Consider the following 20207-nt stretch of genomic DNA (forward strand, 5'->3'; position numbering starts at 1 on the left):
AATGACCCCACGTCACCGCATCAGACGGTGAATCGAACCGGGACCGGCAAGCGGTCTCTTCGGGAGGGTCTTTTGATCCAGATTACATCCACGCCGGAGGCAGGCGCCGCGCGCAAGCCCTGGTACCGTAGCCTGTACGTGCTCGTCCTCGCGGCCATCGTCGCCGGGGGGCTCATCGGCCATTTCTGGCCGGAGCTGGGTAAAGACCTGAAGCCGCTGGGCGACGCCTTCATCAAGCTGGTGAAGATGATCATCGCCCCGGTGATCTTCCTGACGATCTCGACCGGCATCGCCGGGATGAGCGACCTGAAACGCGTCGGCCGGGTGGCCGGCAAGGCGTTCGCCTACTTCTTTGTCTTCTCGACCCTGGCCCTGATCATCGGCCTGGTGATCGCCAATGTGGTCCAGCCGGGCCGCGGGCTGAACATCGATCCGTCGACGCTGAACAGCGGGGCCGTGGCGCAGTACGCCGCCGCCGCGCACGAGACGACCATCGTCGGCTTCCTGACCGGGATCATCCCGACGACGCTGATCAGCGCCTTCGTCGAGGGCAACATCCTGCAGACCCTGTTCGTGTCGATCCTGTTCGGCATCTCGCTGGCCATCGTCGGCGCGCCGGCCCAGCCGGTGGTGCGGGCGCTGGAGTCGCTGAGCCAGGTGATCTTCCGCCTGGTCGCCATCCTGATGAAGGCCGCGCCGATCGGGGCCTTCGGGGCCTTCGCCTTCACCATCGGGGCCTATGGGCTGGCGTCGATCGCCAATCTGATCGCCCTGATCGCCACCTTCTACCTGACCTCGCTGGTCTTCGTGCTGGGCGTGCTCGGCCTCGTCTGCCGCGCCAACGGCTTCTCGATCTTCAAGCTGATCGGCTATCTGAAGGAAGAGCTGCTGCTGGTGCTCGGCACCTCGTCGTCCGAAGCCGCGCTGCCCAGCCTGATGCAGAAGCTGGAAGCCGCCGGCGCGCCGAAGTCGGTGGTCGGGCTGGTCGTGCCGACGGGCTATTCGTTCAATCTGGACGGCACCAACATCTACATGACGCTGGCGGCGCTGTTCATCGCCCAAGCCATGAACATCCAGCTGAGCCTGGAGCAGCAGGTGCTGCTGCTGCTGGTCGCCATGCTGAGCTCAAAGGGCGCGGCCGGGATCACCGGCGCCGGCTTCATCACCCTGGCCGCGACGCTGGCCGTGGTGCCGAGCGTGCCGGTGGCCGGCATGGCGCTGATCCTCGGCATCGACCGCTTCATGAGCGAGTGCCGGGCGCTGACCAACTTCGTGGGCAATGCGGTGGCGACCCTGGTCGTCGCCCGCTGGGAGGGCGAGCTGGACCGCGACGCGCTCCACGCCGCGCTGAAATCACAACCGAAGGCGCTCGCCGCGCCGCCGGATCCGGCCGCAGGGCCGGGGGACAAGGAAGCTCTTACAGCCGACTGAGAAACGGCTGGGGGTTAACTGGGAGGAACGGGAATGAAGTCGATGCATAGAGGCGCGCTGCTGGGCGGCGCGGCGGTTGTGGCCCTGCTCAGCGCAGGCGTCGCGGCCGCTCAGGAGGCTCCGGTCCAGACCGCACCCCAGGGGGCGCAGTCGCCGCAGGAGAGCGCCGCCGATCTGGGCGAAGTGGTCGTGGTCGGCTCGCAGATCCGCGGCGCCTCGACGACCAACGCCTTGCCGGTAGTGGTGGTCGACCGCGAGCAGATGGACGCCGTCGGGGCGGTGTCAGGCGACGATCTGATGCGTTCGATCCCGCAGATGGGCGACGTGCTGTTCGACAGCGCCAACAACCCGCAGACCTCCAACTCGGCGCGCGGCGACGTGAACTCGGTCAACCTGCGCTCGCTGGGCGTGGGCAACACCCTGGTGCTGGTGAACGGCCGCCGGATGGTGCAGCACCCGACCAGCCAGGGCACCTCGGACACCGGCACGGTGCCGGTGCTGAGCTACAACTCCAACGCCATTCCGGTGGCGGGCCTGGAGCGTGTCGAGGTGCTGCTGGACGGCGCCGCGGCCATCTACGGCGCGGACGCGGTGGCGGGCGTGGTCAACACCGTGCTGCAGGACGACTTCGACGGCCTGACGCTGCAGACCCGTTACGGGGGCGCCGAGGGCACGGGCCTGCGCGAGTTCGAGTTCAACGTCTTCGCGGGCAAGAATTTCGACCGCGGCAACCTTTCGCTGTTCCTCAACTACGCCGACCGCACCCAGCTGATGGCGGACGAGCAGGACTTCACGTCCAGCGACGACATGCGCGGCTTCTTCTCGGGCTTCGACGGCTATCAGACCTCGACCGTGCCGGACGGCCGCTCGTCGCATACGACCTGGGCCGCGCTGAGCATCGCCCCCGTGACGACGGCGACGCGTCCGCGCTCGAACGGCGTTGTCCTGACGACCGCCGCCGGGGCCTTCCACTATCAGCCGGAGAGCTTCGGCTGCGTCGGCGTGGACCTGGGCGCGACCTGCCTGGTCAGCGGGGCGGCGGCCTATAACGGCGTGAACCGCGAGATGCGCTTCGACACCCGCAAGGGCACCACGGTCCGTCCGTCGGTCGAGCGCGCCAACATCTACCTGACCGGCCACTATGACCTGACGGACAACATCACGGCCTTCGGCGAGCTGTCGTTCTATGCCGCCGAGAGCAAGGCGATCCAGCCGCCGGTTGTGAACCTGAACGGCCTGTGGATTCCGGCCACCAACTACTGGAACCCGTTCGGCCCGACGACGATCAACGGTCAGCCGAACCCGAACCGCCTGCCCAACCTGACCCACGTCCCCGCCGGCGGCCTGGCCGTGCGCCTGGGCAACTACCGCTTCGCCGACGCCGGGTTCCAGGAGGTGACGGTCAAGAACTACCAGACGCGCATCCTGGGCGGTCTGCGCGGCGAATGGCGCGGCTTCGACTGGGAAGGCGCGGTGCTGTACTCCGAGGCCGAAGCCGAGGACATCTCGCCCAACATCAACATGACCAAGCTGCAGCAGCAGCTCGCCCTGTCCACGCCCGACGCCTACAACCCGTTCAACGGCGGCTGCGTGGATACGCCCAGCTACAACGACTGTACGCCCTCGTCGCAGGCGGCGATCGACGCCATCGTCTTCGACATGCGCCGCCTGTCGCGCACGACCCTGGCGCTGGCCGACTTCAAGATGTCGCGCAACGACCTGTTCCAGCTGCCCGGCGGTCCGGTCGGCGTGGCGGCGGGCGTCGAGCTTCGTCGCGAGACCCAGAGCGACGACCGCGACGAGAACCTGGACGGCACCAACACCTTCGTCGACATGGTGACCGGCGAGACCAATCTGTCGAACGTGTCGGCGGTCAGCCCCAACCCGGACACCAAGGGCGACCGCACCGTGTCGGGCGCCTTCGTCGAGTTCGCCATCCCGGTGGTCTCGCCCGAGATGAACATCCCGCTGGTGCAGAGCGTCGACGTGCAGCTGGCGGGTCGGGTCGAGCACTATTCGGACTTCGGTTCGGTCGCCAAACCGAAGATCGCCGTCGCCTGGGACGTGGTCGACGGCCTGCGCCTCCGCGGTTCGTACTCGGAAGGCTTCCGCGCCCCGAACCTGGAGCAGGTGAACGCCACCCAGTACGCCCGTCTGGCCAGCGCCCCGGACTTCATCCGCTGCGAGGCGGACATCCGCAAGGGCACGATCGCCAACATGACCCAGTGCACCCGCACCGCCAGCGTTTCGCTGCAGATCGCGGGCAATCCGGACCTGCAGCCGGAAGAGAGCACCAACTGGTCCTACGGCCTGGTGTTCCAGCCGACCTTCCTTCCGGAAGTGCTGGGCGACTTCACCTTCACGGTCGACCGCTGGAAGATCGAGCAGGAGCAGATCGTCGGCCTGCTGGGCGCCCAGACGGCCCTGGCGCTGGAGTATCTGAACCGGGTGCAGGGCCAGACCAATCCGAACGTGGTGCGCTCGGCGCCGAACCAGGACGACATCGACCTGTTCGCCGGCACCGGCCTGGCCGCGGTCGGCACGGCCCAGACCATCAGCGACCGGTTCATCAACCTGCTGCCGCAGACGGTGGAAGGCATAGACTTCGGCTTCTCGTGGGCCAAGCGCCGCACCGAGTGGGGCACTTTCATCTTCCGCGCCAACGCCCAGCAACTGCTGACCTTCTCGCGGGCGCCGGGTCCGATCGTGGACTCGCTGTACGCGGCCCGCGCGGCCGGGACCATCAACGCCCTGACCCCGCTGCCGGACTCCAGCCAGCTGATCGCCCAGAACGGCCGTCCGGAATGGAAGATCAACGCCAGCTTCACCTGGCGGCACGGCCCGTGGCGGGTCGGGGCCTCGACCCAGTATGTGAGCGAGGTCTTCCAGACGAGCCTGCTGAGCGCGACGGGCACGCCGTGGAAGGTGTCGGACCAGACGGTCTTCAACCTGTACGGCCAGTACACGTTCGAGGACCAGTTCGGCGCCGCCGCCGGGACGGAGTTTCGCGTCGGCGTGCGGGACCTGACCGACGAGGGGCCGTCGCTGGCCGACGGCGGCTATCTGGGCTCGGTCCAGCGCCCCTACGGCCGTTACCTGTACGTCGACATTTCCAAGACGTTCTGAGACTGAACTGAACCGGCGCGGATCCAACGGTCCGCGCCGGACCTGCATGCGCGGAGCCCTCATGAAGCGACTGGCCGGACTGATCGGAGCCCTGATGCTGGCGGTCCCGTCGGCGGCGTGCGCCCAGACTGTCGCCCTGCAAGCCCGGTCACCCCTGACGGCCGGCGAGCAGACGCCGATCGCCTGCCCGGCGTCGGTGGGGCGCGAGGTCCGGTGCCTGTCTGGCCGGGACGTCAACGGCGCCTGGTACATCATCGCCATGCCGACGGCGTGGAACCACGAGCTGATCGTCCACGCCCACGGCGGTCCGCGCACCGGCGATCCTGAAGCCCCGGACTCCCTGGAGGACCTGGACCGGTTTTCGGTGATGGTGAAGCAGGGCTATGCCTGGATCGGATCGACCTACCGCCGGGGCGGCTACGGCGTGCGCATGGCCGCCGAGGACGCGGACAACAGCCGCAAGATATTCTGGGACCAGTTCGGACGCCCCGCGCGCACCATCCTGCATGGCCAGTCATGGGGCGGCAACGTCGCGGCCAAGGCGGCGGAGCTGTACGGCAAGGACGAGACCGGCCGGCTGAACTACGACGGCGTGCTGCTGACCAACGGCGTGCTGATGGGCGGCACGCGGGCCTATCAGTTCCGGGCCGACCTGCGGGCGGTCTACCAGTTCTATTGCGGCAACCACCCCTCGCGGCAGGACGGCGCCTATCCGGTGTGGCAGGGGCTGCCGGCCAACGCCACGATGACCCGGGCCGAGCTGCGCCGCCGGATCGTGGAGTGCACCGGGGTGGGCCTGTCCCAGCGCGACCGCCGCGCTGACCAGACGCGCCGCCTGCGCGATATTCTGGCGGTCACCGGCGTCGAGGAAGACGAACTCGTCGCCCACATGAACTGGGCCACCTTCCTGTTCCAGGATCTGGTGCAGAAGCGGCTGGGCGGGCTGAATCCGTTCGACAACAGCCGCACGGTCTACAGCGGCTCTTCCGACGACGCCGCCCTGAACGCGGGCGTCGAGCGGTTCACGGCGGATCCGCGAGCGGTGGCGCAATTGGCTTATGACGCCGACCTGTCCGGCCTGATCGTCGCCCCGACCGTGAGCATCCACGCCCGCCACGACCCGACCGTCACCTGGCAGGCCGAAGCGATGTACGCCGAGACGGTCGCGCGGGCGGGCCGGTCGGACCTGCTGGCGCAGGCGCTGACCGACGAAGACCAGCACAGCAAGCTGGAGGACGGCGGCTATCTGACCGCCCTGACCGCGCTCGAAGGCTGGATCGACACCGGCGTGAAGCCCGATCCCGCGGGCTTCCAGCAACGTTGTTTGACGCTGGCGGCCGCCTCGTCCTGCCGATTTGTCGCAATCCCCTGAGTAAGGTTAACTGTTCTATCTAGAAGCGAAACGCCTTGTGCACATTTGCGTGCTAGGTGTTTCTACGGGGTGGATAACCAGGGGTTAAGGTTATGGGGCGTTCCGCAAGGGCGAACCGGTTGGCGCGTGTCGCGCTGCTGGTGGATCAGCTGGCCGGCAATCTTGACCCGGAACGCATTCCGGCTCGGTCCCGACAGGCTTCGATCGCCGAGCTGGACAGCCTGTGCGAACTGCTGGCCGGCCATCCTGACGATATCGACGGCCTGCTGCGCGCCTCGCTGCAGCGCCTCTGCGCGCGCATGGCGCTGGCGAGCGAGACCCGGCGTCCCCGCGTCGGCGACACGATCCGGAACCGCCGCCTGGCCCGCAACCTGCGCCGCATCGCCGCCCTCGTCGCCGCCGGCGCCGCCTTCTGGCCCATGGCCGCGGCCGCCGCGACGGACGCGCCGCCGGTCAGCGCCCCGGTCATCGTCAGCCCGCTGTCGATCGCGGTCGGCGACACCATCGTGCATCCGGTCACCGGCCTGAACGTCACCGTCACCGCCGTGGTCCCCAACGGGGTGATCGTGACCGGCGACCAGTTCATCCTGACCACCATCACCGTCGGCGCGCACCTTCCGAGTCCCGCCAACCCCGCGGTGACCTCGGCCATTGCGTCCCAGACCACGGTCTCGGGCCGGGTCGTCTCGGTGACGCTGGCCAACGGCGAGGTCGTCAACACGGTCACGACGCTGAGCACCAATCCCGGCGGCGGGCCCGCCGGCCCGCTGCCGGTCCCCACAGGGGCGGGCGACAACAACGCCTACACCGACGTGCGTCAGGCTGCGGGCGGGAGCGGCGGACGGGACGGCGCCCTGTTCGTTTCGGCCAACTCGGGCGGCGCCGGCTCGCGCGGCGCCGACATCACGGTCGATGTGACGGCCGCGCATGGCAATATCAGCACCGCGTCCAACGGTCGTCCCGGCATCATCGTGGCCAGCGTGGGCGGCAACGGCGGCTCGGGCGGCGACGGCTACCTGGGCGCCAGCGGCGCCTCGGGCGGGCGGGGCGGCGAGGGCGGCAACGTCAACCTGACCTCGCACGTCGGAACCATCTCGACCTCGGGCAACGGCTCGCACGGCGTCATGGCCCAGAGCCGGGCGGGCGTCGGCGGCGCCGGCGGTTCGGGCTACGGCTTCTCCACCGGCGGGTCGGGCGGCAGCGGCAGCGCGGGCGGCAGCGCGACCGTCACCAATTACAGCAACATCACCACCAGCGGCGTCGCCTCGCACGGCGTCTACGCCCAGTCGCTGGGCGGCGGCGCGGGCAGCGGCGGCGGCAGCTACGGCCTGTTCGGCAGCGGCGGCTCGGGCAACACCGGCGGCCACGGCGGCGCGGCGGAAGCGATCAACTACGGCCGCATCACCACCACGGGCGACGGCTCTTCCGGCGTGACGGCCCGGAGCATCGGCGGCATCGGCGGCGACGCCGGCAACGCCGGGGGTCTGGTGACCTTCAGCTCGGACGGGGCGGCGGGCGGCAACGGCGGCACGGCGATCGTGCGCGCCCAGACGGGGTCCGAGGTCTATACTTCGGGCCGGGCCGCCTACGGCCTGTTCGCCCAGTCGATCGGCGGCGGCGGCGGCGAAGGCGGCTTCAGCGTCGGCCTGGGCACGATCGGATCGGGCGGCGGCACGGGCGGCAACGGGCAGATCGCCCAAGTCTTCGCCCAGAACGGCACCTTCATCACCACCACCGGCGAGGCTTCGCACGGCATCTTCGCCCAGTCGATCGGCGGCGGCGGCGGCAACGGCGGCGTCAGCGGCGCCCTGGTCGTGGCCGTCGGCTCGCGCGGCGCCAGCGGCGGCACGGGCGGCAACGTCACCGTGGACAGCGGCGCGGTCATCTCCGTCGGCAGCAGCACGGATACGACGGGGCTGGTCGGGCGCGACGCGCGCGGCATCTTCGCCCAGTCGATCGGCGGCGGCGGCGGCAATGCGCTGGGAACCGGGGCCGTGGTCGCCCTGGGCGGCTCGGGCGGCGGCGCCGGCGGCGCCGGAACGGTCACCGTGACCACCACGAGCGCGAGTGAAATCACCACCTGGGGCCGCGGCGGCGACGGCATCTTCGCCCAGTCGGTGGGCGGCGGCGGCGGCACCGGATCCACCAGCGGCGGCGTGGCCGCGCTGGGCGGCTCGGGGGGCGTCGGCGGCAACGGCAACGTCGTGACCGTCAACAACGACGGCCGGATCACCACTCACGGCGGCTTCGCGCGTGGCGTCTTCGCCCAGTCGGTGGGCGGCGGCGGCGGCGCGGGCGGCGACGGCGGCGGTCTGGTCACCCTGGGCGGCAGCGGCACCTCGGCCAGCACCGGCGCGGCGGTGACCGTCACCAACAACGGCGCTGTCGAAACCTTCGGCGCCCGGTCGCACGCCCTGCAGGTCCAGTCGGTGGGCGGCGGCGGCGGCGACGGCGGATCGGCGGGCGGGGTGTTCCTGACCATCGGCGGCAGCGCCGGGGCCGGGGCCCTGTCCGGCCTGGTGACCGTCAACAATTCCAATAACCTGACCACCCACGGCGACGACGCGCACGGCGTCTTCGCCCAATCGGTGGGCGGCGGCGGCGGCAACGGCGGCATCTCCAACTCGGTCAGCGCCTTCGCCGGCGTGGCCATCGGCGGCACGGGCGGCACGGGCGCCCTCGGCGGCGATGTCGATGTCAACTTCTTCAACCGCACCGTCACCGTCGGCGGCGTCACCCAGTCGGTGTCGCCGGTCATCTACACCACGGGCGACCGGTCCCGCGGCGTCTTCGCCCAGTCGGTGGGCGGCGGCGGCGGTTCGGGCGGCTTCGCGACCCAGACCTCGTTCGGCTATGCGATCGGCGCCAGCGCGGCGGTCGGCGGCAACGGCGGCACGGGCGGTCACGGCGGCCATGTGATGGTCGACGGCGACGTCACCATCATCACCGACGGCGACTACGCCGAAGGTCTGTTCGCCCAGTCGGTGGGCGGCGGCGGCGGTTCGGGCGGCTTCGCCCTGTCGATGGCCTTCTCGGGCGGCGAGACGATTTCGGGCGCCTTCGCCCTGGCCCTGGGCGGCTCAGGCGCCGCGGGCGGTCTGGGCGGCGAGGTCGACGTCAACTCGGGCGGCGCGATCCAGACGGACGGTCAGTTCTCGACCGGGCTTGTGGCGCAGTCGGTCGGCGGCGGCGGCGGTACGGGCGGCTGGACCGTGGCCGTGAGCGGCTCCGGCGCGGGCGGGGTCTCGGGCTCGGTCTCGGTCGGCGTCGGGGGTTCGGGCGGTGTCGGCGGAAACGGCGGCGTCGTCGACGCGACCTTCGACGGGACGATTCTGACGCGCGGCGACGACGCGGGCGGCGCGCTGATCCAGTCGGTCGGCGGCGGCGGCGGCGGCGGCGGCTTCAACGTTTCGGCGGCGGTCACGGCCGCGGGCACGGCGTCCTTCGGCGCTTCCGCGGGCGTCGGCGGTTCGGGCGGTTCGGGCGGCATCGGCGGCGCGGTGACCGGCCATATCCGCGATGGCGTCGAAACCTTCGGCGACCGGTCGGTCGGCGTGACCGTCCAGTCGGTCGGCGGCGGCGGCGGTTCGGGCGGCTTCAATGTCGCGGGCTCCATCGGCGCGGCGGGCACCTTCGGCGGCGGCCTGTCCATCGGTCTGGGCGGCTCGGGCGGCGGCGGCGGCAACGCCGGGACCGTGACCGGCAGCGCGGACACCATCTGGACCCATGGCGACCAGTCCGGCGGCCTGCTGGTCCAGTCGGTCGGCGGCGGCGGCGGCTCGGGCGGCTTCAACGTCAGCGGCTCCATCGGCGGCGGCGGCACCTTCGGGGGCGCGGGCGCCTTCGGCCTGGGCGGCGCGGGCGGCAGCGGCGGCGACGGCATGGCCGTGATCGGCGACGCCTTCGGCCAGGTCTATACGCAGGGCGACCAGTCGGCCGGCGTGGTCATCCAGTCGCTGGGCGGCGGCGGCGGTTCGGGCGGTTTCAATGTCGCCGGCACGATCGGCGGCGGCGGCAGCTACGCGGGCGCGGTCTCGGTCGGCCTGGGGGGCGCGGGCGGCGGCGGCGGTCACGCCGGCACGGTGGACGCCACGGCGGTAGGCATTCGCACCGAGGGCGACCAGTCGGGCGGCTTCCTGGCCCAGTCGGTCGGCGGCGGCGGCGGCGCGGGCGGCTTCAACGTCTCGGGCAATATCGTCGGTTCGGGCGGCGGCGGGATCGGCCTGTCGGTCGGCCTGGGCGGCGCGGGCGGCACGGGCGGCAACGCGGTCCGGGTGACCGCGACGGTCAATGGCGACGTCACCACCCTGGGCGCGCAATCCGACGCCATCGTGGCCCAGAGCCTGGGCGGCGGCGGCGGCGCGGGCGCCTTCAACATCTCGGGCGGCATCTCGGCCAACGCCCAGATTTCGGGCGCGATCAACGTCGGCGTCGGCGGTTCGGGCGGCGGCGGCGGCAACGCCGGCCACACGACCCTGAACGTGACAGGGACGACCCAGACCGCCGGACGCGACAGCGACGGCATCCTGGCGCAGTCGGTCGGCGGTGGCGGCGGCTCGGGCGGCTTCAACGTCTCGGCGGGCATCGCGGTGGCGGCGAACGGCGCCGGCACCGTCGGCGTGGGCGTCGGCGGGCAGGGCGGCATCGGCGGCGACGGCGGGGCCGTGACCCTGAACGTCAACGTCGGCGTGGCCGATCCGAACGACGACCTGAGCGCGGTCCTGACCCTCGGCGACTTCTCGCGCGGCGTCACCGCCCAGAGCCTGGGCGGCGGCGGCGGCAACGGCGGCTTCAACATCACCGGCGGCATCGGCGTGGCCAAGGACGGGGCCGGCAACATCGGCGTCGGCGTGGGCGGCGGCGGCGGCCTGGGCGGCGACGGCGAGGTGGTCACGGCCACCATCAACGGCGATATCGAGACACACGGTCACGACGCCTCGGCCCTGCTGGTCCAGTCGGTCGGCGGCGGCGGCGGGTCTGGCGGCTTCAACATCACCGGCGGCATCGCGGGCTCCAAGACGATAGCCGGCAACATTCTGGTCGGCGTGGGCGGCTTCGGCGGCGGCGGCGGCTTCGCGCGTGACGTCACCACCACCTTCACAGGCGATATCCTGACGCTGGGCGACCGCTCGTTCGGCACCAGCATCCAGAGCATCGGCGGCGGCGGCGGAGCCGGCGGCTTCAACGTCACCGGCGGCGTCAGCCTGTCGATCGACAGCGGCGGGGGCGCGGGCGTGCTGGGCGTGGGCGTCGGCGGCTTCGGCGGATCCGGCGGTCATGCAGGCAATGTGACCGCGACACTGACCGGCGACATCATCACCGGCGGGGACGAGGCCCACGGGGCCCTGATCCAGTCGGTCGGCGGCGGCGGCGGCGCGGGCGGCTTCAACGTCACGGGCGGTTTCAGCGCCAGCCAGGGCGTCAACGGCGTGATCGGCGTCGGCCTGGGCGGCTTCGGCGGCGGCGGCGGCTACGCCGGAATCGTGACCGCGGCCCTGACGGGCGACGTCAACACCTTGGGACGCGGCTCCTACGGCGCCCTGATCCAGTCGGTCGGCGGCGGCGGCGGCTCGGGCGGCATGAACATCACCGGCCAGGTGGCCATCAGCGCCGGCAACAGCGCGGCGGTCGCCGCGGGCTTCGGCCTGGGCGGCTTCGGCGGCGTGGGCGGCTACAGCGACGTGGTCACCGCCTCTGTCATCGGCGACTACCAGACCGAGGGCGACGAGGCTGACGGCGTGACCGTCCAGTCACTGGGCGGCGGCGGCGGCGCGGGCGGACTGAACGTCAACGGTTCGATCGCCCTGGGCCTCGGCACGGCGGGCACCGTGGGCATCGGCATCGGCGGCTTCGGCGGCGGCGGCGGCAATTCCGAATCCGTCACCCTGGTCCGGACCGGCGACACCTTCACCAGCGGCGCCAACTCGGACGGCGTGATCGTCCAGAGCGTCGGCGGCGGCGGCGGTTCGGGCGGCCTGAACGTCACCGGCGGCATCGCCGGGACGACGCGGGGCACGGCAGGCGGCTTCGGCTTCGGCCTGGGCGGCTTCGGCGGCGGCGGCGGCACGGCGCAGGGCGCCTCCGCCACCATCACCGGCAATGTCATCGCCAACGGCGTGGGCACGGACATCGTCCATGCCCCGATCGACCTGTCGGGCATCTTCCCGGGTCTGAACTTCACGATTCCGGGCTATCGCGAACGGTCGAACGGCTCGCACGGCGTGCTGGTCCAGTCGGTCGGCGGCGGCGGCGGCCAGGGCGGCCTGAACGTCACCGGCCAGATCAGCCTGACGGTCCCCGGCGCCGGCGGCGGCGCCAGCCGCACGGCGGCGCTCGGCATCGGCGGCTTCGGCGGCGGGGGCGGCGACGCGGGCGAGGTCGAGCTGACCATCCGGGCGCCGGGCGCGAACCGGGTGCAGGTCGTCTCGGTCGGCGACGACCGGATCGCTGTGGGCGCCCAGTCCATCGGCGGCGGCGGCGGCGCGGGCGGCATCAACGTCTCCGGCGGCATCTCGATGGACGGCCAGCTGGTCGCCGGTATCGGCGGCTTCGGCGGCGGCGGCGGCTTCGGCATGGGCGTGACGGCGGACATCGACGCCGACGTCTTCGCCAGCGGCGTGAACTCGCGCGGCCTGCTGATCCAGTCGGTCGGCGGCGGCGGCGGCGCGGGCGGGATCAACATCTCGGGCGGCTTCACCTCTGACCCCTCGACGACCGAGCCTTCGCTGGTCTTCGGCCTGGGCGGTTTCGGCGGCGCGGGCAACATCAGCGGCGACGTCACCGTGGTCCAGAACGGCCAGGTCATGGTCGAGGGCACGAATTCGACCGGAATCCTGGTGCAGAGCGTCGCCGGCGGCGGCGGCGCGGGCGCCCTGAACGTGGCGGCCAACATCTCGCTGGCGGGCGGCGAAAGCCGGACCAACGGGTTCGCCTTCGCGGCAGGCATGGGCGGCAACGGCGGCGCGGGCGCCGACGCGGGCGACGTGGACCTGACCTCGAACGGCGACGTGCTGGTCAATGCGCGGCTGCAGACGGATCCCCTGACCGGGCTGAACCGGTTCGTGGCGGTTGATTACGCGAGCGGCTCGATGGGCGTGGTGGCCCAGTCGATCGGCGGCGGCGGCGGCGTGGGCGGCATCAACGCGGTGGGCGCCATCGCGCCGAACGGCCAGCCGGTGGCTGTCGGCATCGGCGGCTCGGGCGGCGCCGGCGGTCACGGCGGCGACGTCACCGTGGTTCGCGGCTACCAGGGCGGCCTGGGCGGCGTGGCGGATCCTCATCTGATCCGCACCTTCGGCGACGGCTCGACCGGCCTGCTGGCCCAGTCGGTCGGCGGCGGCGGCGGCGCGGCCCAGATCAACATGGCCCTGGCCCTGACCAACCGCACGCCCAGCCAGAACGCGGCCATGGCTGCCACGGTCGCTATCGGCGGCAACGGCGGCGACGCGGGCGACGGCGGCATTGTCGAGGTCACCCATGCGGGCAACATCTTCACCACCGGCTCCGGCGCGGACGGCCTGCACGCCCAGTCGCTGGGCGGCGGCGGCGGCAGCTCGTTCCTGAACCTCAGCCTCGGCCTGATGCGCAACGCCAACTCGGTCAGCTTCGCCCTGGGCGGACGCGGCGGCGCGGCGGGCATCGGCCAGTCCGTCACCGTCGATCACACGGGCAATATCGGCACCGAGGGCTACAACTCCTCCGGCATCCGGGCCCAGTCCATCGGCGGCGGCGGCGGCAACGCCTCGTTCGACCTGGCGATGGGTCCGCTGTCGCGCAACAACATGAACCTGGTGATCGGCCGCCTGGGCGGCACCGGCGGCGACGGCGGCCACGTCACCGTCACCGCGGACGGCGCCATCGAGACCAACGGCAGGCTGTCGTCGGGCATCCTGGCCCAGTCGATCGGCGGCGGCGGCGGCTCCAGCGGTTCGTTCACGATCGGCGCGGCGCACACCAGCGGCACGGGCCAGCAAGCCGAAGGCTACAGCGCCGGCCTGTCGGTCGGCCTGGAAGGCGGCTCCGGCGCGACCGGCAATGCGGTGGATGTGTTCAACCACGCCCAGATCGTCACGCGTCAGGACGACTCGCGCGGCATCCTGGCCCAGTCGGTCGGCGGCGGCGGCGGTGTCGGCGGCACGGGGGCGAACGCCATCGTGCGCGCCGCGGGCGCGGCCGCCGTCGGCATCGGCGGCACGGGCGGCACGGGCGGTCAGGCCGGCGTCGTCACGGTCACCAACGACGACCGCATCGCCACCTATGGCGCGAACTCCGACGGCATCCTGGCGCAGTCGATCGGCGGCGGCGGCGGCGTGGGCGGTCACGCCCGCACCCTGGCCTTCCAGGTCGGGGGCTCGCCCGGCGCGGCCACCAGCAACACCGTGTCGGTCAATGTCGGCGGCAGCGGCGGCACGGGCGGCTTCGGCGACCTGGTCGACGTCACCAACACCGGCGTCATCACCACCGAGGGCGTGAACGCCAACGGCATCCGCGCCCAGTCCATCGGCGGCGGCGGCGGCATCGGCGGCGCGGCGATCACCGCCCGCCTGCAGGGCTCGCGCAACAGCAACGACCTGACGGTCTCCGTCGGCGGGTCCGGCGGCGCGGGCGGCTACGGCGGCGTCGTCAAGGTGCTGAACGAGGGTGCGATCTGGACCACCGGCCGCGACGCGGCGGGGATCAGCGCCAACAGCATCGGCGGCGGCGGCGGCGACGGCGGGCTGGTGCTCGACGTGGTGGCCGGCTTCACCACCACGGAGCAGGTCACGCACCGTCTGGCTGTCCTGATCGGCGGCACGGGCGGCTCCGGCGGCACGGGCGGCGACGTCACCGTCATCAACCGTCCGACGGCGGCGGCCGGCACGGGCCTGATCATCACCGAAGGCGACGGCGCCTACGGCATCTTCGCCCAGTCGCTGGGCGGCGGCGGCGGCAACGGTTCGTCCATCCTGTCGCTGACCGGGATGCGTTCGGGCGCCGACAGTGGGACCTTCACCTTCAGCTATGGCGGCACGGGTGGGTCGGGCAACTCCGCCGGCACGGTCATCGTGGACAACGCCGGGGTCATCGACACGGCCGGCGACGGCGCCCACGGCATCTTCGCCCAGTCGCTGGGCGGCGGGGGCGGCAACGGCGGCATGGCCATCGCCGGCAACCTGATCATCGGCGCCTCGGGCAACGCCCCTCTGATCACCATCGGCGGCTTCGGCGGATCCGGCGGCGACGGCGGCGCGGTCGAGGTGACCAACAGCGGTTCGATCACCACCCGCGGCGCGGGCGCGCACGGCATCCAGGCCCAGTCGATCGGCGGCGGCGGCGGCAACGCCAACCTCGGCTTCTCGCTGACGGCCGAGCCGGGCAGCATGGTGATCGGCAACGCCCTCTCGGCCCTGATCGGCGGCGTCTTCGGCGGCGGCGCGGGCGGGATCGGCGGTTCGGTCACCGTCAACCACAGCGGCGATATCACCGTGCTGGGCGCCGGCTCCATGGCCATCAACGCCGAGAGCATCAACGGCGGCGGCGGCACCCTGGCGCTCGACTTCTCGGGCGTCACCGGCCTGCCGGGCGTGCCCTTCGTCGGTTCCGGGACGCCTCCGCCCCCGGCGGACCCCCTGGTGGCGGCCCGCGCGGGCGCCGACCGGGCCAGCGGCATGAACGCCGGTTCGGTCACCGTGAACACCAGCGGCGCCTTCGGCGTCGGCGGCGATCACGGCGTGGGCGCCTTCATGCAGTCGGTCGGCGGCGGCGGCGGCACGGTCAATCTGTCGGCCACCCTGGCCGCGCTGAACGATCCGACCGTGATCCTGCCGGCGGCCCCCCTGGCGTTCCAGATCGACCTGGGCGGCATCGACGGCGTCGACAACAGGGGCGGCGACATCCTGGGAGGCCACTCGGGCAGCCTGACCACCGTGGGCGAGGGCGCCCCCGGCGCCCTGTTCCAGAGCATCGGCGGCGGCGGCGGGCGCGGCATCATGGATCTGACCGCTCCGGCGGGGACCCTGCTGGGCGACGTTTCCGTCACCCTCGGCGCGGTCAACAGCCAGACCTCGGACGGCGGCGCCATCAACCGCACCCAGGTCGGCCGGATCGGCACCTCGGGCGACCTGTCGGCGGGGGCCATCCTGCAGTCGATCGGCGGCGGCGGCGGCTTCGCCACCGTCGTCGTCAGCGGCGCGGGCTCGGCCAACGGCGCCCCGGCGCTTCCGGCCGCTCCGGCGCCGGAAGTGATGCCGGCCCTGTCGACCAAGAACAGCGGCCCGGTCCCGGCGACCCAGCCCGGCGTCTCGTCCAAGGTCAGCCCCGTCGTCGTGGCGGGCGGGCCGCAGGTCCAACCGAGCCTGACGGACAAGGACGACGTCCTGACCCCGATGGTCCAGCCGGTGATCCTCGATCCGCTGGCCGCGCCGGGCGATACGGTCGTCACCGTCAGCCTGGGCGCTTCGGGCGGCCTCGGAAACGACGGCGGCGTGATCAACTCGAACTTCAGCGGCGGGGGCATCAGCCTGGGCGATCATTCGCCCCTGCTGGTCGTGCAGTCGATCGGAGCGGGCGGCGGCGTCACCCTGATGAGCGGCGTCAACGCGCCGATCGTCAATCTGGGCGGAACCCTGGGCGCGACCGGCAACGGCGGCTCCATCGACCTGATCCACAGCGGGGACCTGCAGACCACCGGCGCCGGCTCGCACGGCATGCTGCTGCAGTCCATCGGCGGCGGCGGCGGGGCGGTGTTCGGCTCCTTCGACAACGCCACGGTGAACCTGAACGCCGCCAACAGCGGCAACGGCGGCGTCATCGGCCTGAACCACACCGGCAATATCGTGGTCATGGGCGATGGAGCCTATGGCGTCATCGCCCAGAGCCTGGGCGGCGGCGGCGGCTGGATCGACGGCGTCTTCGCCGGCACGGCCGGCGGCGCGGGCGCGGGCGGCGCGATCAACCTCGACGTCTCGGGCGTGGTCTTCGCTCCGGGCGAGGATTCGATCAGCGTCTTCGCCCAGAGCCTGGGCGGCACGGGGGCGGGGAACATCACCGTCCTGTCGGACAACATGCTCCGGGGCGGCGCGGGCGCCGGCGTCGGCGTCCGCCTGTCGGGCGGCGCGTCCAACCTGATCCGCACCTCGGGCTCGGTCTCGGCCGTCTCGGGCCTAGCGATCGACACGGGCGCGGGCGATGATCGGGTCGAGAACACCGGCGCGATCTTCGGCAACATCGACCTGGGGTCGGGGACCAACGCGGTGCTGAACGGCGCGGGCGGCACCTTCCTGGCCTTCAACACCATCGACCTGCAGGACGGTCCGGGCAGCAGCGGCGTGTTCACCAACGCCGGCGACTTCGTGATGGGGCTCAGCGCCTCGCGGACCCCGATCGATCTGGCCGGCGGGGCGACGTTCGGCGATCTGGACGCCGAGGGCGATCCGTCGACCAACCTCTATTACGGCGCGCGGGTCATCAACACGGTCGCGCTGGACGGCGACTACGTGCAGACGGGAACCGGCCATCTGGTCTTCGACGTGGCCTACGGCCCCTATGCCTCGGACCGGGTCAACGCGACCGGCGACGCCACCGTCGACGGTACGGGCGAGGTGGTCCTGACCTGGCTGGAGAACTCCAACCGCGTCACCCTGTTCGCCACCGGCGGCGTGGGCGTCGATCACGGTCTGGAGATCGAGGACACGCTGGCGATGGACTACCGGATCGAGGCGGACGCCGACGGCGTGCACCTCGCGTTCAACACCCATTTCGGCCAGGACTTCCTGAACCGGAACGGGCGGGCCCTCGGCTACCACATGGACTCGGCCATCGCCGCCGGCGGGTCGTCGGGCATCGGCCAACTGATGGCCCTGATCGGCAATCTCCAGGCCGGCGACGAGGATGCTTACCGCTACATCTTCAACGAGTTGAACCCGGAACCTCTGCTGGCTCCGACGGTGACGCAGTTCAGCGCTTCGCGTGATTTCGCCGACCAGATCTTCAACTGCGGTTCGGACATCGCCCCGGCGAGCGACCGGTGCGTCTGGGCGCAGATCGAAACGAGCGAGTTCGAACGCGAGGGCGACAGCGAGTTCTTCGGCATCACCGCCGACGCCGCCGCCCGCTTCCGCACCGGCTTCGAACAGCCGATCGGGCAGGGCTGGGTGGTGGGCGGAGCCCTGGGCTACGACGACCTGGGCCACAATTTCGTGGACAACGGCCGGGCCGTATTCGAGGGCGACGGCTTCCACGGCGGCCTCGGCCTGCGCCAGACCGCGCCGGACGGCGGCCAGATGGGCGTGTCCATCAGCGCCGGCTGGCAGGCCGTCGAGACGACGCGCCTGAGCAACGTCTTCCAGCCGCTGAAGGGCGAGTCGAACAACGACACCGGCTATCTGCGGATGGACGCCGAGGTGGCGCACATCTTCGGCGCCGGCGCCTTCTATGCCCGCCCGGCCCTGCGGGGATCGGTGACGGCCCTGTACCGCGACGGCTTCGTCGAGGACGGCATGGCCGGCCTGGGCGTCGAGGGCTTCGCGGACACCGAGGTGATCGGCGCCCTGAACCCCGAGGTCGCCTTCGGCTTCCGTTCGGACTACGGGCAGTCGTCCAGCGCCTCGGCCGTCCTCACCGTGGGCCGGGTCTTCCATTCGGAAGACGAACTCGTGGCTCCGATGCGTCTGCTGGGCTCCAATCCGGATGCGGCGCCGGCCTTCATCACCACGCCGATCGACGAGCAGGCGTGGCGGGTCGGGGCCGACGTCCGGTTCGGAAACGACGACGGCCTGTCGCTGCGCCTGAACTACGTCGGCGAGTTCGGCGACAAGATCGAAAGCCACACCGCGGGCGTGAATGTGCGCCTGAAGTTCTAAAGCGTCGCCGGCGCGCCTGTCCGTCATTGACGGGCGCGCCGGAGTTGCCGACGAAGGGATCATGTCCCTGTCCTACGTCAGCACCCGCGGCCGCTCGCCCCTGACCGATTTCGCCGGCACGGTGATCAACGGCATCGCGCCCGACGGCGGCCTGTTCGCGCCGTCGCGCTGGCCGAGCCTGGATCTGGCGGAGCTGACGGCCGGCGGGGCGGACTATGCGACGATCGCGACCCGCCTGCTGACCCCCTTTGTCGGCGAGGCCCTGCCCGAGGGGGCGCTGGCCGCCGCCGCGCGACGAGTGCAGGACCGCTTCCTGCATCCGGATGTGGTCCCGCTGGTCGAGCTGGAGCCCGGCCTGCATGTGCTGGAGCTGTTCCACGGGCCGACGGCGGCGTTCAAGGACCTGGCCATGCAACTGGTGGCCGGAATGGCCGAGAGCCTGCTGGCGGCGTCGGGCGAGCGGCTGCTGCTCCTGACCGCGACCAGCGGCGACACGGGCGCGGCGGCGGTCAACGCCTTCGCCGGCGCGGACCGGATCGATCTGGTGGTCCTGCATCCGCTGGGCCGGGTGTCGCCGATGCAGCGGCTGCAGATGACGACGACCGGGGCATCCAATGTGCTGAACCTGGCGGTGCGCGGCGATTTCGACGACTGCCAGCGGCTGGTGAAGGCCCTGCTGGGCGTGCAGGCGTTGAAGGCCGGCCGGCGCGTCAGCTCGGTCAACTCGATCAACTGGGCCAGGCTGTCAGGACAGGCACCCTACTACGCCGCGGCCGCGTCGCGGCTGGCGCAGCCGGCGACCTATGTCGTGCCGACGGGGAATTTCGGCGACGCCTTCGCCGGCTGGGTGGCGCGTCAGTGCGGCCTGCCGATCGGCGCCCTGGTGGCGGCGACAAACCGCAACGATGCCCTGGTGCGGGCGCTGAACGATGGGGTCTATGAGCGGACCCGGGCCGAGCCGACCGCCAGCGTCAGCATGGACGTGCAGGCGCCGTCCAATTTCGAGCGGCTGCTGTTCGAGGCCACGGGCCGCGACGCCGACCTGACGCGCGGCCTGTTCGAGGACTTCGCCAAGCAGGGGCGGGTGACCCTGCCGGACGACGTGCTGGCGGCGCTTCGACGCGAGGTGTCGGCCGTTTCGGTCAGTGAAGACGAAACGGTGGCGCAGATGCGCCGGACCTGGGCGGAGAACCGGCGGGTGATCTGCCCGCACACCGCCGTGGCCCTGCACGCGGCGCGGCGCGTCGAACGGACGGGACCGGTGGTCGCCCTGTCGACGGCGCATCCCGCCAAATTCCCGGACAGCGTCGAGGCGGCGCTGGGCTTCGCGCCGGAACGGCCGCCGCAGCTTCAGGGTCTGGAAGGCCGGACCGAGCGGTTCGAGACAGTGGATGCGACGCTGGACGCGGTGCTGGCCGCGATCGGGTAAGACTTCTCCC

At 71.9% G+C, this 20207-nt stretch carries 5 protein-coding genes; all 5 read left to right on the plus strand.

Going from position 1 to position 20207, the window contains the following annotated elements; genetic code table 11:
• Positions 1-81 precede the first annotated feature (81 nt).
• Entirely contained in the window at positions 82-1431 is a 1350-nt protein-coding gene (locus AC3WRV_RS07005) for a dicarboxylate/amino acid:cation symporter (protein WP_492312727.1), read from the plus strand.
• Positions 1432-1464: 33 nt separating this feature from the next.
• The gene (locus AC3WRV_RS07010) at positions 1465-4557 is read left to right on the plus strand and encodes a TonB-dependent receptor plug domain-containing protein (protein ID WP_492312658.1); all 3093 of its coding nucleotides are present in this window, start codon (positions 1465-1467) and stop codon (positions 4555-4557) included.
• Positions 4558-4618: 61 nt separating this feature from the next.
• Entirely contained in the window at positions 4619-5929 is a 1311-nt protein-coding gene (locus AC3WRV_RS07015; RefSeq protein ID WP_492312659.1) for a hypothetical protein, read from the plus strand.
• A 119-nt stretch (positions 5930-6048) separates the two neighbouring features.
• On the plus strand, positions 6049-18768 hold the full coding sequence (locus tag AC3WRV_RS07020) for a hypothetical protein (RefSeq protein ID WP_492312660.1): 12720 nt from the start codon (positions 6049-6051) through the stop codon (positions 18766-18768).
• A 61-nt stretch (positions 18769-18829) separates the two neighbouring features.
• Complete coding sequence (thrC, locus tag AC3WRV_RS07025) at positions 18830-20197, plus strand: threonine synthase (RefSeq protein ID WP_492312661.1); 1368 nt, start codon at positions 18830-18832, stop codon at positions 20195-20197.
• Positions 20198-20207 lie beyond the last annotated feature (10 nt).

It is taken from the genome of Brevundimonas sp. EU05-FHT14B11 (assembly GCF_058790835.1).

Bases quoted from the DNA above. Each gene is read 5' to 3' on its own strand.
- AC3WRV_RS07010 (WP_492312658.1), top strand. From the start codon at position 1,465: ATGAAGTCGATGCATAGAGGCGCGCTGCTGGGCGGCGCGGCGGTTGTG.
- thrC (WP_492312661.1), top strand. From the start codon at position 18,830: ATGTCCCTGTCCTACGTCAGCACCCGCGGCCGCTCGCCCCTGACCGAT.
- AC3WRV_RS07015 (WP_492312659.1), top strand. From the start codon at position 4,619: ATGAAGCGACTGGCCGGACTGATCGGAGCCCTGATGCTGGCGGTCCCG.